This window comes from Shimia sp. Alg240-R146 (assembly GCF_947331465.1).
In the GTDB taxonomy this organism is placed as follows: Bacteria; Pseudomonadota; Alphaproteobacteria; order Rhodobacterales; family Rhodobacteraceae; genus Shimia.
Window position 1 is genome coordinate 714,661 of the sequence record NZ_CAMZOK010000001.1, and the last position, 14,966, is coordinate 729,626.

The window sequence follows — 14,966 nt, forward strand, 5'->3', positions numbered from 1 at the left end:
GCGCTATGCCACCTTATGGTGTTCTATGAACGCTCGGTCCGGTGTGACACCGATCCCTGCGCCCGTCGGGATTTTGACCCGACCGTTGTTGTTTTTGACCTGCGCCTGAATATTGAGCGGCTCTTGCAACAGGTTGTCACGGAATTTGTTGTCCGTGGTGTCAAATTCCAGCATGGGCTCCCAAGGGTGCAATCCTCCCGGCAACGGCGGCATCGCGGCCAGCAACTGCAAGTTGGTCGCCACCGCTATGGCGCTGCCCCACACATGGTTTATGACTGGCGTGAAATGGGCGTGACACAGCGCCAAAACCCGCAAATATTCGCTGATCCCGCCCAAGGCGCAGACCTCGGGCTGGGCTATATCGAGCGCGCGCGCTTCCAAAAGGCTGCGCCAGCCCCAGCGGTTGAACTCCGCCTCGCCGCCAGAAATGTTGACCTTTAGCTGCGCGCGCAATTCGCGATAGCCGTCCAGATCTTCGGGGGCGATAGGCTCTTCAAACCAATAGGCGTCCAACTCTTCCAGCCCACGGCCCACATAAAGCGCGTCGCTGGTGGTGTAACAGTGATTTGCGTCGGCCATGAATTTGAACGTCGGGCCAACGCCTTCGCGGACTGCTGCCGCCAGCGCGACATCTTCTTTCGGACCGAGCCCGACTTTCATCTTTGTCGCGACAAAGCCGGCATCGCGGATCGCGGCGGCCTCGTCGATAAATCTTGCCCGCAGGCTGTCGAAACTCTCAGGCCGCAGCATCATGCCGTATCCGTAAACCGGCACATCTTCGCGGTGACGTCCGCCGATCATCTGCGAAATCGGCAGGTCCGCAATCTTGCCCGCGATGTCCCACAGCGCAATATCGACGCCGGACAACGACTGCATCGGCATACCCTTTTGGCCGTGGTCGCGCAGCAGATTGTAAACTTTGTGCCAGATCACATCGCGATCCAGCGGGTCCATCCCAAGCACCATTGGCTGGATCACCGTTTCCACAATCGCCTTATTGGCCAGCGCCACGTTGCCCGGACCAAAGCATTCGCCCCAACCGGTCACGCCCTCATCGGTGGTGACTTCGACCAGATGCGCGCTGCGTTTGTCGTAGTATTGCTGCGAATATCCGAGCACTTCCGGCATGTCGTATTGCAGGACGTGGCTGGTGATTTTGGTGATTTTCATGGGATTATCAGTGCATTACCGCAGGAAACCTGCTGAGTGTTGTCGGCCGCGAGGGGAAGCAGCCGACAACGGGGAGGCAGCGCGATCAGTCCGCAGACATTGCGCCCATGCCGACCAGGAAGTCGATGTGGCTCTGCAACAGCGCCTTGGCTTCCGGTGTGGTGGCGAACTCCTGCCAGCCTGCTTTCACAGCAGCGCGGAACTTGCCGAGTTCCTCAGGGGACCACTCATAAAGGTTGACGCCTTTGTCACGCAGCACTTTGGCGTTTTGGGCGTTCTTGACCTCGTTTATGGTTGCATTGTGCAGCGCGAGGCTGTCCATCGCCACTTCCATGATCTTCTTGTGCGATGCTGGCATTGCGTCCCACACGTCCTTGCGGCACGCGAGGTGGTCAGCAGGCATCGAGTGGAAGCCCGGATAGTTGGTGTGCTCGGCGATGTCATAGAGACCCAGACCGATGTTGTTGGTCAGGTTGGCCGCATCTGCACCGTCAATGATACCGGTTTCAAGCGCGGTAAAGATCTCGTTGAAATCCATCACGATGGGCGAGGCGCCAAGGTTTTTGAACACCAATGTTGCCATGCCGGGGGGCGAGCGGAATTTCCAGTCTTTGAAGTCTTCTACGCCACGGATCGGACGTGTGGACGCCAGTGATTCAGGACCAGGGATCCACCAACCAACAAATTCCATGTTGTGCGCGTTGTAGAGATCATTCACCGCCGCGCGGCCGTTGCCGTGCAGCAACCAAGCCATCTGCTGGTAGGGGTTGGAATAACCACCCATCAAATCGCCGGTGAACTGGAACGCAGGGTTTTTACCGGTCTGGTATGCACCGCCAGTCATGTCGCAATCCAGAATGCCGGTTGCGGCCGCGTCAAATGTCTCAGCCGATTTTACGACCGAGGATGAGTAGAACATCTCGATTGCGATGTCTCCACCGGACATTTCCATCACGTCGTTGACATATTTCTCCGCCAGTTGGCCCGACAGGGTTTCCGGCGAGAAGTGTGTTTGAATACGCAAAGTTGTGGTCTGAGCAGACAGCGCAGATGCGCCGACGGTCAGCGCGGTTGCCACCGCGAACAGTTTATTGGCCTTCATAGATCTTTTCCTCCCTAGATCTGTCGTGTCGAGTCCCAACGGTTTGCCGTTGATGTATTTGGTATGACCAAACTAGGTGCCGTTCGGTAATGTGGCAACAAAATAGTTGAAATATCGAAATTTTCGAGATTTTATTCGACTCTCAAAATATTTTTGGTGTGACCATATTGGCTGAGGGTGGGCCGTAGACGATGATGAGTATCTACGACGCGATGCGCGACCGGTTGGTGAATGGACATTTCAAACCAGAACAACGACTTAAGGCAACTGACCTTGGGGTTGAGTTCGGATGTTCCGCCAGCGCTATGCGCGAAACCCTGTTTCGCCTGTCCACTGTGGGTTTGGTCGATTTTCAGGAACAGCGTGGTTTTCGTTTGCCCGCCAGCTCTCTGAAGTTGCAACAGGAACTCACGCAGATGCGCATTTTGCTGGAATGTGAAGGTGTCTGTTTGTCGATTCGCTTTGGCGATTTGGGATGGGAGGCGCGTCTGACCGCAGCCCACCACAAGCTGCGCCACATCGAATCGCGGGTCAAAGTTGACACCACAGATCGCGATACCCTGATCCTATGGACGCAGGCGGAGTTGGAGTTCCACCAGACCCTGCTCGAGGCTTGCGGCTCTACGCTGCTGATGACGATGCACGAAATGGTCTATCAACAGTTTCGCCAACAGTTGATCACCAATGATCGCATGTTCCGCTTCGTGCCAGAAAACATCGATCAGCATCAGGACATCATCGACGCGGCCCTCGGACGCGACGAAGAGCTGGTCTGCAAGCGACTGATCACCCACCTGTCCCGCAGCCTTGTGGATGCAGAAGCCGCGCCTTTGAACGTCAGCCAAGCCGCCCGCCGTCAGCCGGGTGTGAAATCTTCTTCCAGATAAACCGCGACAATCTCGTCAAAATCGCGCTCGGCCTCAAACCCCAAATTGGGGGCTCGTTTGGGCGCAAAATCACGCGGCCAGCCTGCGACGATGGCGGCTATATCTGCGTCCGGCTTAACATCAATCAAATCAACGGCGGATTGACCGGCAACACTGCGCAGCGCTTCAATTTGTTCCTCGACCGTGGCGCTCAAACCCGGCATGTTCAACGCCCGGCGGCCTGACAGTTTGGCGCTGTCCAACGTCGCGGCGTGGGTCAGAAACCCCGCCGCAGAGCGGGGCGATGCGTGCCAGTGCCGCACAGTTGTCGGTACCGGAAGCACGGCACGCTGGCCATTCAACGGCTCGCGAATGATGCCTGAGAAAAAGCTGGAGGCGGCAAGGTTCGCCGCACCTGGCCGCACACAGATTGTCGGCAGTCGAATCGAGATCCCGTCGACAAACCCTTTGCGACTGAAATCGGAGATCAGCGTCTCACAAATCAACTTTTGCGCGCCATAGCTGGTCTGCGGCGCACACAGAAAGTCGTCGTCAATTTTGTCGGGGAAAGGCCCGCCAAACACGGCAATCGACGAGGTAAACACCAAACGCGGACAATAACCGTCCTGCGCATTTAAGGCTCGGATCGCTTCCAGCATTTCCCACACGGGCGCCATGTTTTGCGCGTACCCCTTATCAAAATCGGTCTCGGCTTCGCCAGACACAATCGAGGCGAGATGAAAGATCACGTCCGGCTTTTGCCCGATCAATCCGCGCAACGCAGCAGTGTCAGTCAGCGTTGCCTCAACATACGTCACACCCGCAGCGGGATTGGCTGGTGCGACGATATCGCAGACGGTTATTGTCTGATGCGCCGCAAGAGGCGTGCCTTGCAGTCGCGCAATCAGTTTGCGCCCAACCATGCCAGCGCCGCCAAAGATCAGAATACTTGTCATGAGCTTATCCCATTCAGGTCGCGCAGTTCTTCGTAGAGGCCCGAATGGTCGCGCTCGCCGCCATCTAAATCATCGACATAACGCTGAAACCGCGCCCGCACCTGTTCCGTCATCGGCAGATGTAGCGACACTGACGCCGCTTCTTCCAGTGCATTGTTGAGGTCTTTCACCTGCAGCCGCGACAGACCGCCGGGATCAAAATCACGGTTTGTCATGCGTGCGCCGTGTTGTTGCAAGATCGTGCTGTCGGCAAATCCGCCCTTGAGCGCATCCCGCACCGCCGCCGGATCGGCACCGCCTTCTTCAAGCAGCAACATCGCCTCTGCCACCGCGCCGATGGTGGTGGCAACGATTGCCTGATTTGCCAACTTGGCCAGCTGTCCGGCCCCAACGGGCCCAACCCGCACAGGCCGCCCCATCAGGCCCAACACCGGCGCGACACGGGCAAAGGTCTCCGGCGTGCCGCCAGCCATAATGGCCAGCGTCGCCTGCTCCGCGCCTTTGGTGCCGCCTGACACCGGCGCATCGACAAAGCCGACACCTTGCGCGGCCAGGTCCTCTGCGACGGCACGGGCATCCGCCGGCTTGGTGCTCGACATATCGATCCAAACAGCGTCGGTCCGCAGCGCGGCCCGACAGGCGTTGACCAAGGTCTGCGTAATGGCGCCATCCGCAACCATACTGATCACCACCCCGGCGTCCGCGACAGCTTCGGGCGCTGAGTTGGCCACTGTGATGCCCTGATTTTCCAGTCCGACGCATTTGTCGGCGCTGCGGTTCCAGACCGTCAGCGGCACGTCGCCGCGCATCAGATTGAGCGCCATAGGTCGACCCATGAGACCCACGCCAAGCAAGGCTGTTTTGGGCTGTGACATCGCAATTTTCCTCCCGCCAAAAATTGGCTCTGTTGCCAATACTGACAGCATGCGCTTGACTGTCGCAAGATTTCTCGGTGATTTAAGCGCCAATGTTAGCGCGTAAACTGTGCGGCGCTGCGACCAAAACCGCACTGTCGCGATGCCGACGCAATACCGACATGATACCGACGGGTCAGGGAGGACCTCATGGCTAAGATCACCAAAGACCAACTGCGTTCGCGCAAATGGTTCAACGACCCTGAAGATCAGGAAATGACTGCGCTTTATCTGGAGCGGTACCTAAACTACGGGTTGACCCGCGAAGAGCTGCAAAGTGGCAAGCCGATCATTGGCATTGCCCAGACCGGTAGCGACCTAAGTCCCTGTAATCGCCACCATATCGAGCTTACGAAGCGCGTGCGGGACGGGGTGATTGCAGCCGGTGGCACTGTGATTGAAATCCCGGTGCACCCTATTCAGGAAACCGGAAAACGCCCCACGGCAATGCTGGATCGCAACCTCGCTTACCTGTCTTTGGTTGAGACGCTTTTTGGCTATCCCATTGATGGCGTTGTTCTAAATATCGGCTGTGACAAGACAACTCCAGCTCTGCTGATGGCCGCCGCAACCGTCAACATTCCAGCGATTGCCTTGTCGGTTGGCCCCATGCTGAACGGTTGGTTCCGTGGCGAACGCACAGGTTCCGGCACCATCGTCTGGAAAGCCCGCGAGCTGCATGCTGCTGGCGAAATCGACGACGAAGGTTTCATGGACGTGGTTGCTTCCAGCGCTCCTTCTGTGGGGTATTGCAATACCATGGGCACAGCGACCACGATGAACTCTCTGGCCGAAGCTTTGGGGATGCAGTTGCCAGGTTCTGCGGCGATTCCGGCACCTTATCGTGAGCGCGGGCAGATTTCTTATGAGACCGGCAAGCGCATCGTGGACATGGTTTGGGATGATCTGCGTCCCTCTGACATTATGACCCGCGAGGCCTTTGAAAACGCAATTGCAATCAACTCCGCGATTGGCGGCTCAACCAATGCGCCGATCCATTTGAACGCCATTGCCCGGCATCTGGATGTGCCGCTGGACAACAATGATTGGCAGAATATTGGCCATAAAGTACCGCTTTTGGTGAACTTGCAGCCAGCAGGTGAATACCTTGGCGAGGACTATCACCGTGCTGGCGGGGTGCCTGCTGTGGTGTCGGAGCTGATGAAGGCAGGGCTATTGCCACATCCCGATGCGATCACGGCAAATGGCCAAAGCATGGGCGCAAACTGCGGTGGGCGTGAAGTGATCAATCCGGATGTGATTAAGTCGGCCGATGCGCCGATCGTCGCCGAAGCAGGGTTTATCAATCTCACCGGCAACTTGTTTGACAGTGCAATAATGAAGACTTCGGTGATCTCGAATGAGTTCCGGGCCAAATATCTGTCGAACCCCGACGACCCGGAGGCGTTTGAAGGCCGTGCGGTGGTGTTTGACGGGCCCGAGGATTTTTATGCGCGCATCGATGATCCTGCTGAAAATATTGACGAAAATTGCGTTCTCTTCATGCGTGGAGCGGGGCCGAAAGGCTATCCCGGGGGGGCCGAGGTAGTGAATATGCGCGCGCCGTCCTATTTGTTGAAACAGGGCATTAACGAGTTGCCTTGTGTCGGGGACGGTCGGCAATCGGGAACGTCCGGGTCGCCTTCGATCCTGAATGCATCACCTGAGGCCGCAGACGGCGGCGGTCTGGCGCTTTTGCAGACTGGTGATCGGGTTCGGTTTGACTTGGGCAAATGCACAGCAGACATGCTGGTGGATTTTGAAGAGTTGCAAAAACGCGCCTCGGATTTGGTGGCGCGTGGCGGGTATGCAGTGCCTGAAAGCCAGTCGCCGTGGCAGCAATACTTCCGCGAGATGGTGCAGCCGTTCGACAAAGGCATGACCCTGCGGGACGCGCCGAATTATCGTGACATTGCCCGCAAACACACGCCAAGGAATAATCATTAAATGACTGATTTACTTGTTCTTTGTTCTGTAACGGACGACATGCGCGCGCGGTTGGATGCCGGTTTCACATATCAGCTTGCCAAGGATTTGGACGATGTCGATGCGTGGCTCGAAACCCAAGGCGCTGAGGTGAAATACTTGCTGACGGATGGTCATATCGGCGTGCCGCAAAACGTGCTGACCGGGTTGCCAAACCTCAAAGCGATCAGTTCTTATGGCGTAGGATATGACAGCATCGATACGTCGATCACCAACGCACGGGGGCTTCCGGTCTCGCATACACCTAGCGTGTTGGACGACGAAGTCGCGACGACCGCTTTGTTGTTGTATCTCAGTGTGATGCGAAATTTTCCGGCCGAGATTGCGCAGGCCAGATCGGGGGCTTGGGAGGCGGAAGGCGGACTTGGTCTGTCGAGGTCTGCCGACAATCGCAAGATTGGTATCCTAGGTCTTGGGCGTATCGGCAAGGCGTTGGCCCGCAAGCTGGAACCATTTGGAACGGACATTTGTTACACTGGGCGCAGCAAACAGGATGTGCCCTACACATATTTTGCGGACCTGAGCGAAATGGCATCTGAGGTGGATGCTCTAATCTGTATCGCACCGGGCGGTGCTGCGACGCATCATCTGGTCAATGCCGCCGTACTGCGTGCATTGGGGCCGCAAGGTGTGTTGGTCAACGTCGGACGGGGGTCAGTTGTTGATGAGTCCGCATTGATGGCGGCATTGGCAGCCGGAGACGTTGGTGGCGCCGGTTTGGACGTGTTTGAAAATGAACCGCATATTCCGCAGGGCTTGCGCGATGCCCCAAATGTGGTGGTGACGCCGCATATTGGGAGCGCCACGGTCGAAACGCGCCGTGCCATGGGCGACTTGTCGATTGATAATCTGCTGGAGATGAAGGCAAAGGGGCGAATGATCACCCCCGTGCCGGAATGTGCGCATTTGTTTGAATGATGGGGCGTTAGCGCCCCATCCACCCACCATCTACAACAAGAATTTCACCGTTCACATAGCTGCTCGCGCCAGAGGCTAGGAAGACTACCGGACCGGCAAAATCCTCCGGTGTGCCCCAGCGGCCTTGCGGGATACGCTCCAGAATGGCCTTGGAGCGTGCAGCGTCGTCCTGGAGCGCTTGGGTGTTGTCGGTGGCAATATAGCCTGGCGCAATGGCGTTGACGTTCACGCCTTTGCCTGCCCATTCGTTGGCCAACGCCTTGGTCAGTTGGCCGATACCACCTTTGGATGCCGCATACCCCGGCACTGTAATGCCGCCTTGGAACGTCAACAGTGAGGCGGTGAAGATGATTTTGCCGGAACCGCGCGCAACCATGCCTTTTCCGATTTCGCGGCTGAGGACAAATTGCGCCGAAAGGTTCACTTCTACCACCTCGTCCCACCACTCATCGGGGTGCTCGGCAGCCGGTTTGCGTTTGATGGTGCCGGCATTGTTTACGAGGATGTCGGGCGCGACCCCGTCCGCTTCAAGTTGGGCCACAAAGGTATGCAGCGCAGCGCGATCTGAAAAGTCACATTGATAGGCGCGGAAGCTCCGGCCCATCGCGGTGACCGCCTTTTCAACCGCAGATCCGCTGGTTTCGAGTGAAGCGCTGACGCCAATGATGTCGGCACCCGCAGAGGCAAGGGCTTCGGCCATACCGCGACCAATGCCCCGCTTGCAGCCGGTGACAAGGGCGGTTTTTCCGGAAAGGTCAAAGCTTGAAAGGATAGTCATGCGTCTTCTCCGACTTGGATGAGGCTTTTCATTGCGGTGGGGCTTTTGTCTAGTGATTCAAAGGCCTTTTGGATATCGTCCAATGGGCTGACGTCGGTGATCACACGTTCGGAATCGATCGCGCCAGAGATCACCAGTTTGATGGCTTTTTCATAATCTTCGGGCTCGTAAACCCTTGCGCCGATCAGTTTTAACTCGCGCCAGAAAAACTGGAATAGGTCGATCTGCGGTTTTTGCGCGTGGATCGCGACCATGACAATGCGCGCGCGGGTGGCGGCGCAGGCGGTCATGGCGTCCACGCCGGGCTGCGTGCCGGAAACCTCAAAAACCACATCGGCGCCCTTGTCGCCGGTGCGGGCGTTAATGGCGGTGGGCAAGTCGGTTTCTGCCGGGTTGATCGTGTCAAATCCCATAGCCTCGGCGATGGCGAGGCGGTGCGTGTTCACTTCGGAAATCACCACGTTCCCGCCTGCATCCCGCGCAACCATCGCGCAAAGAATGCCGATGGGGCCGCCACCGATGACGAGCACGTCCTCACCTTGCGTCAGACCCGACAGGCGGACATCGTGGCAGGCTACGGCGACCGGTTCTATCAATGCGGCATGGTCCATGCGTATGTCGTCAGGCAGAACATGCAATGTGTGGGCCGGCACGTTCCACACCTCCTGCATCGCGCCGTTGGTATCAAGGCCGAGGAATTTCAGGTTGTGGCAGATGTGGATGTGGCCAGCGTTGCAAGCCGGACAATCGCCACAATGATCCAGCGGGCGCACAACAACCTTTTGACCCGGAGATACGTTTGTGACGCCGTCGCCGACAGCCTCGACGGAGCCGGACATTTCATGCCCGATGATCCGCTCAAAGCCGACGCGGGCATCCATATTGCCGTGATAAACGTGCATGTCGGTGCCGCAGATGCCGCAAAAAGCGATGCGCACGGCGACCTCGCCCGCGCCCGGCGCGACTGCGACGATGGGCTCTACGGTAAAGGTTTTGTCGCCCCGATAGTGGGCAGCTTTGATATGCGTGTTCATGGTGTGACCCTTTCAGGCGTTGTGAGTGTCGCGCAGTTTGTCCCAATCAAACGTTACCCCGGTGCCGGGGGTGTTGGGCGCAACTGCAAGATGGTTTTCGACCACCAGCGGACGTGTGGTGTATTGATCGATCGGGAAGCTGTGAACCTCAAGCCAGCCCGGGTTGGGGCGAGCGGAGACGAGGCTGACGTGCAGTTCCTGCATGCCGTGGCTGCAAATCGGAATGTTGTGGCCAATGGACTGTTCGGCGACCTGTAGCCAGCCGGTGATACCGCCACAATTGGAGGCATCAGGCTGAATAAAGCTGAGCGCCGCATCGCGGAAGGCATATTCAAATTCATGCAATGTGTGCAGGTTTTCTCCCATAGCAAGCGGCATGCCAGTGGTGCGGGCGATTTCGCCAAAGCCGTGATAGTCGTCCGGAATAGTTGGTTCCTCAAACCACAAGAGATCAAAGGGTTCGAAAGCGTGGCAAGCCTCGATGGCTTGTGGAACCGACATTGCATAATTGGCGTCGACCATAAACGCGCGATCAGGACCAAGCACATCGCGGATGGCGGCGATACGGGCGACATCGTCGGCAAGCTTGGGCTGCCCAATTTTGATTTTCACGGCGTTAAACCCAGACGCCAGATATCCTTTGGTCTGGTTGATCAGTTTTTCTAACGGGAAGTTCAGGTCAATACCGCCGCAATATGCCTTGCAACGGTCGGACGCGCCGCCGGCCATTTTCCACAATGGTTGGTCGGCCTTTTTACACCGGATGTCCCAGAGCGCGATATCAACTGCGGAAATCGCAAAAGAGGCCACGCCACCACGGGCGACATAGTGCATATGCCATTGCATAGCGTCATAGAGTACTTCGACGTCAGTGGCATCACGCCCCATAAGGAAAGGGGCCAGATCGTGATGGATCATAGCCGCGATCGAACGTCCACCGCGCCCGCCAGTATACGTATAGCCAGTGCCTTCGGCGCCGTCGCTAAGGCGTAGCGTGACAGTGATCAACTCAAAATGGGTATGGTCGCCGTGTTTTGCGTCAGTAAGCACTTCTGCCAGCGGCACATTGAAGCGCTGCACGTCGACATCCTTGATTGTCGTCATTGTGACTGTCCCTCATACACTTGGCTTCGCGTTGGATCTGTAGGGGATTCGCGCAAAGCTTGATGTTTGGTATGACAAAAAATATCCATCACGTCGAGAGTTCGGGAAAAACTTGGCGTTTACTTGGCTTTTGGTTGAGTTTTTGTCATACAAAAGTCACGACGCGCGGTGGTCGCGTCAGGAGGCACGTGGAATGCAAAACCTTTCCGAAGCTACACAAAAGAAACGCGCCGCAGATCGATTGATCCGCACGTTTGAACAGCAAATACTTGATGGAACACTCAAAGATGGCGACCCTTTGCCACCGGAACGCGAGATCGTTCAGGAATATGGGGTGAGCCGTACGGTTGTTCGGGAAGCCGTGGTGGCCTTGTCCAACAAGGGGCTGGTCGAGGCCAAACCGCGGTTTCGACCAGTGGTTCGTAAGCCTGGTTATGACACTGCCATTGAAACCGTTGGGTCCGTTGTTGAAAGCCTGATCCGACAGTCCGGCGGTGTCCGCAATCTGTTTGACTTGCGGATAATGATGGAGGTCGCATTGGTCCGCGAAGCTGCGCTGAGCGCAAATAGGGACCAGATTTCCCAAATGAAAGAAGCGCTTGCGGCCAACGAAGCTGCGATTGACGACTCGGAGTTGTTTTACGAAACCGACGTAGATTTTCATGGGGTACTTTATCAGATTCCCGACAACGCTGTGCTGCCGTCTATCCACAAAGCTTATACCGGTTGGCTGTCGCATCATTGGCGTCAGATGCCACGGTTGCCGGACCGAAACCGCATAAACTTTGAGTCTCATAGCCGCATTTTCGAAGCGATTTTGCATCGCGATTCAGATGAAGCGGAACGGGCGTTGCGCAAGCATATGGCCGATGCCTGGCGGCAAGTGCGGGCAACGTTTGGCGAAATATAACGAGGGGTGCTGACATGCGGATTGCGGTATTCGGTGCCGGCCTTATTGGACGGAAACACGCGGAGCTGGTGGCAAGGCGCGGTCACCTTGTCGCGCTTGTCGATCCGGATCCTGCTGCGGATGCGTTGGCGCAGCAATTGGGCTGCGCATATTTTTCATCTCCTGAAGAATGCTTGGACGCAGTGCATTTGGATGGCGTTATCATTGCAACGCCAAATCAGTTGCATGTGAAACACGCACGCTTGTGCATGTCATATCGACTGCCAATGTTAATCGAGAAACCAATATCAGGGCAGGCCTCTGATGCTCGGGCCTTGGTAGCGGAGACAGAGGCGGCGGGCATTCCCATTTTGGTAGGGCATCACCGGCGCCACAATCCCATGGCCCAGCGTGCAGCACGCGCGGTTCAGGACGGAGATCTGGGGAAAATTGTCGCCGTAACCGGCCACTTCCTGCTTTATAAGCCTGACGATTATTTTGACGTCGCTTGGCGGCGGCGGCCGGGCGCGGGTCCGATTTTCATCAATCTAATCCATGATGTCGATTTGATGCGGTTTTTTGTCGGAGAAGTCGCCGAAGTTATGGCGATGCAATCGTCGGAGGCGCGTGGCTTTGAAGTTGAGGACACTGCCAGCCTGTTGTTTCGGTTCGAAAACGGGGCGCTGGGCAGCTTTGTGCTTTCTGATGCTGCGGTGTCGCCGTGGTCTTGGGAATTTACCGCCGGCGAGAACCCAGCCTATCCCAATGTGTCTGCGAGCGCCTATCAGATTGCTGGTACGCATGGGGCGCTGTCGGTGCCAGATTTGCAGTTGTGGCGTCACCCGCAAAAACGCAGTTGGTGGGAGCCCATCGAGAACCGCGCACTTTCAGTTGCAAAAGGTGATCCATTTGAGCGGCAGTTTTCTCATTTCCTGAAAGTCTGTGACGGCGCCACACCTCTGGTTTCGGCACGGGAGGGGCTGCGTAGTTTGGAGGTTGTCGAAGCCGCCAAACAGGCGGCGGCAACAGGTGCATTGGTGAGATTGGATCATTCCTAGGCTTATCAATTCGAATTTTCGGAGCTTCCTGAACCTTTGATTAAGGGTTTTGCCGCAAATTAGGCGCAGTTTGTTTGGTAAATTCGAGGCCTTGGTTTGTTTAGGTTCGCCCATTTGTTTCTAAGCGCTCCGGCGTGGATTATCGCTGTTTTGTTCTCAAGCACGCCATTGTCTGCCGAAGTACGTGAGTTGCCGATTGCCGCAGACCGTTGCGCCATTTTCTATGCCTTGACGGGTCGGGTTGATGCCGGGTGCGCGATGCCAGATCCGTTGGCACAGGGACCGCTACGCAGGCTACCGAATGGCTCTGAGTTCTCCAAAAAAGCTGCACCGCTGCGGGGGATCGCTGAGGAGCAGGGGTACTTTGTGAGATTCGCCTTTAACTCGGACAGTCTGACATCGGAGTATACCGCACATCTGGACCGCTTGGCGCAGGTCCTTGGCAGCAGTGCGCTGGATGGCAGTTGTTTCAAGTTGGTTGGACACACAGACACAGTTGGTGGATTGAGCTACAACTTGGCGCTGTCAGAACGACGCGCTTCGCAGGTGGCGGCCTATCTGGTGGCTAAGGGCGGAGTGCCGTTGGCGCGGCTTGGGACCGAAGCCCGAGGCGAGGCAGTAGGCCTGCCTGGCGTGCCCGGCGCGCATCCCTTGAACCGACGGGTGGAGATTTTGGCCAAACGCCAAACCAGCGACGGGTGCTGAGATGTGGCATTCTTGGGGTGTGTTTGTTGTGGCTGAGTTTTGTAAATGTCGCGGCTGCGCAAAACAGCCACGTCGCCTTGGTTATCGGAAACGGTCACTATCGGGATCTGCCGAACCTACCAAATGCAACGAGAGATGCGCGTTTGATCGCGCATATGCTTAAGCGCCTTGGGTACAAGACCGTTTTGGTCACCGACACGACCCGTGAACAGATGTTAGGCGCGGTCGAGCAGGTACGGGTCTTTGCAAAGAATGCGTCGCAAGTAGTGATTTACTATTCCGGCCATGGTGTGGAAATCAACGGAGCCAGTCTGATTTTGATGCAAGACGCGCCCAAGAAAGGACTGCATCAATTGAGACATGCTGTTTCAGTATCGGAATTGATCAGCGTTTTTGCCGATCAACCGAGGCAAAAGATTGTTCTTTTGGACGCCTGTCGCGATAACCCGCTTTTGATTGGTGCCAATTTGTCCGGCCAAACGGATCAGCACATAATGGCAGGCACGTTCCTTGGTTTTGCCGCCCAACCAGGAGGTTCGGCTTTTGATGGCAAAGCCCGTATCGGCCCTTTTGCCCGTGCCGTGGTTACCGAGTTGGCGCAACCAGTTCAGCCAATTGAGGATTTGATGCGCAACGTGCGTCTGCGCGTTGTGACGGAAACCGGGGGCCAGCAAGTGCCGTGGAGCATGAATTCGCTGATGCGCCCGGCATACTTGAGCAGCCGGCCAGGACTATGAAGTGAAGTCGTAGTTGTCCGCCATCGGGATGAAGCGAATGGCCCCGATGAAAGCGTTGGCCCTTGTCTCAACGCTGGGCGTTCCGGACCAAGCGTCTAAAGAGGGATCAGCAGCCCAAATGTTTGCGAAGAGAAAACTGGGCTCTGAGGGCAGGTCAGCTTCCTGCTGGGTAATTTCGAAAACCATCTGATCTTCGACGAACCATCGAATGCGATCAGGCAGCCATTCGAATGCATAGAGCCGTGGTTTGGTGGCCGCATCAAACCCCAAGTCAATGAAATGATTGGTGAGCACCCCATCCACAAACCAAGCCGCATGCAGGCGCGTGGTGTCCTTGCCCAGGAACTCGATGTCGATTTCGTCGTGGCGTGTGCCATAGTAGGCGCCGGTGTATGTGAAGAATCCGGTGATAACGCCGTCGCGCCGAGCCGGCTGCATAACCACTTCGTATCGGCCAAAATGAGTTGGCGTTTCTCTGCGTATTGAGGCGCCTTCAAACCGGTTTTTTCCCGTGGATTTTGGTGAAAGATACAGGTGAGCCCCATTGTTCAGGTGAATCTGATCTAGGGACCAATCCGTATCAAAATGCGGATGGGAAAATTCGTAATTCGCCACATGCCATCCGTCTGGATGTGAGGCCTTGAAGGTTTCGACAAATCCTTCTGCTGCCGTTGCCAAAGACGCATTTAAGACCACGATCAACCCTCCCAGAACGCTCAACACCGACCAACGCCACATATCCAAGCCTT

The 14,966-nt window shown here is 56.5% G+C and carries 15 protein-coding genes; 7 read left to right on the forward strand and 8 right to left on the reverse strand.

The window, feature by feature from the left end; all coding sequences use genetic code 11:
• Positions 1-3 precede the first annotated feature (3 nt).
• Together PG871_RS03345 and PG871_RS03350 are read right to left on the reverse strand one after the other, a co-directional pair.
• Positions 4-1,170: a mandelate racemase/muconate lactonizing enzyme family protein gene (locus PG871_RS03345; RefSeq protein WP_270725937.1), complete on the reverse strand. Its 1,167-nt coding sequence runs from the start codon at positions 1,168-1,170 to the stop codon at positions 4-6.
• A gap of 85 nt (positions 1,171-1,255) precedes the next feature.
• Entirely contained in the window at positions 1,256-2,272 is a 1,017-nt protein-coding gene (locus PG871_RS03350) for a TRAP transporter substrate-binding protein (protein WP_270725939.1), read from the reverse strand.
• A 191-nt stretch (positions 2,273-2,463) separates the two neighbouring features.
• Between PG871_RS03350 and PG871_RS03355 the strand changes: the two genes are divergently transcribed.
• The gene (locus tag PG871_RS03355) at positions 2,464-3,159 is read left to right on the forward strand and encodes a GntR family transcriptional regulator (RefSeq protein WP_270725942.1); all 696 of its coding nucleotides are present in this window, start codon (positions 2,464-2,466) and stop codon (positions 3,157-3,159) included.
• Here the strand turns inward: PG871_RS03355 and denD are convergent.
• On the reverse strand, positions 3,129-4,094 hold the full coding sequence (gene denD / locus PG871_RS03360) for a D-erythronate dehydrogenase (RefSeq protein ID WP_270725945.1): 966 nt from the start codon (positions 4,092-4,094) through the stop codon (positions 3,129-3,131). The two genes, PG871_RS03355 and denD, sit on opposite strands and share 31 nt — an antisense overlap.
• On the reverse strand, positions 4,091-4,969 hold the full coding sequence (locus PG871_RS03365; RefSeq protein ID WP_270725948.1) for an NAD(P)-dependent oxidoreductase: 879 nt from the start codon (positions 4,967-4,969) through the stop codon (positions 4,091-4,093). Before PG871_RS03365 ends, denD begins: the two co-directional genes overlap by 4 nt.
• Before the next feature lie 189 nt (positions 4,970-5,158).
• On the opposite strand from PG871_RS03365, the gene PG871_RS03370 reads away from it, so the two are divergent.
• The gene (locus PG871_RS03370) at positions 5,159-6,955 is read left to right on the forward strand and encodes an IlvD/Edd family dehydratase (RefSeq protein ID WP_270725951.1); all 1,797 of its coding nucleotides are present in this window, start codon (positions 5,159-5,161) and stop codon (positions 6,953-6,955) included.
• Positions 6,956-7,912: a 2-hydroxyacid dehydrogenase gene (locus tag PG871_RS03375; protein WP_270725952.1), complete on the forward strand. Its 957-nt coding sequence runs from the start codon at positions 6,956-6,958 to the stop codon at positions 7,910-7,912.
• Between the two features lie 7 nt (positions 7,913-7,919).
• Here PG871_RS03375 and PG871_RS03380 read toward each other — a convergent pair whose 3' ends face one another.
• Genes PG871_RS03380 through PG871_RS03390 form a run of 3 tightly spaced genes read right to left on the reverse strand, consistent with a single transcriptional unit; the run spans position 7,920 to position 10,828 of the window.
• Complete coding sequence (locus PG871_RS03380; RefSeq protein WP_270728699.1) at positions 7,920-8,684, reverse strand: SDR family oxidoreductase; 765 nt, start codon at positions 8,682-8,684, stop codon at positions 7,920-7,922.
• 2 nt (positions 8,685-8,686) lie between these two features.
• Entirely contained in the window at positions 8,687-9,724 is a 1,038-nt protein-coding gene (locus PG871_RS03385) for a zinc-dependent alcohol dehydrogenase (protein WP_270725954.1), read from the reverse strand.
• Positions 9,725-9,736: 12 nt separating this feature from the next.
• On the reverse strand, positions 9,737-10,828 hold the full coding sequence (locus PG871_RS03390) for a mandelate racemase/muconate lactonizing enzyme family protein (protein WP_270725957.1): 1,092 nt from the start codon (positions 10,826-10,828) through the stop codon (positions 9,737-9,739).
• A 193-nt stretch (positions 10,829-11,021) separates the two neighbouring features.
• Here PG871_RS03390 and PG871_RS03395 point away from each other — a divergent pair, with 193 nt between their 5' ends.
• The 4 genes from PG871_RS03395 (at position 11,022) to PG871_RS03410 (ending at position 14,217) form a co-directional block, all read left to right on the forward strand.
• The gene (locus tag PG871_RS03395; protein ID WP_270725958.1) at positions 11,022-11,738 is read left to right on the forward strand and encodes an FCD domain-containing protein; all 717 of its coding nucleotides are present in this window, start codon (positions 11,022-11,024) and stop codon (positions 11,736-11,738) included.
• Positions 11,739-11,752: 14 nt separating this feature from the next.
• A complete protein-coding gene (locus PG871_RS03400) occupies positions 11,753-12,775 on the forward strand; it encodes a Gfo/Idh/MocA family protein (RefSeq protein ID WP_270725960.1) in 1,023 nt (340 codons plus the stop codon).
• Positions 12,776-12,871: 96 nt separating this feature from the next.
• Positions 12,872-13,480: an OmpA family protein gene (locus tag PG871_RS03405; protein WP_270725963.1), complete on the forward strand. Its 609-nt coding sequence runs from the start codon at positions 12,872-12,874 to the stop codon at positions 13,478-13,480.
• A gap of 26 nt (positions 13,481-13,506) precedes the next feature.
• On the forward strand, positions 13,507-14,217 hold the full coding sequence (locus tag PG871_RS03410; RefSeq protein ID WP_270725966.1) for a caspase family protein: 711 nt from the start codon (positions 13,507-13,509) through the stop codon (positions 14,215-14,217).
• Here the strand turns inward: PG871_RS03410 and PG871_RS03415 are convergent.
• Entirely contained in the window at positions 14,212-14,955 is a 744-nt protein-coding gene (locus PG871_RS03415) for a family 16 glycosylhydrolase (protein WP_270725968.1), read from the reverse strand. The genes PG871_RS03410 and PG871_RS03415 overlap by 6 nt on opposite strands.
• Between the last annotated feature and the right edge of the window lie 11 nt (positions 14,956-14,966).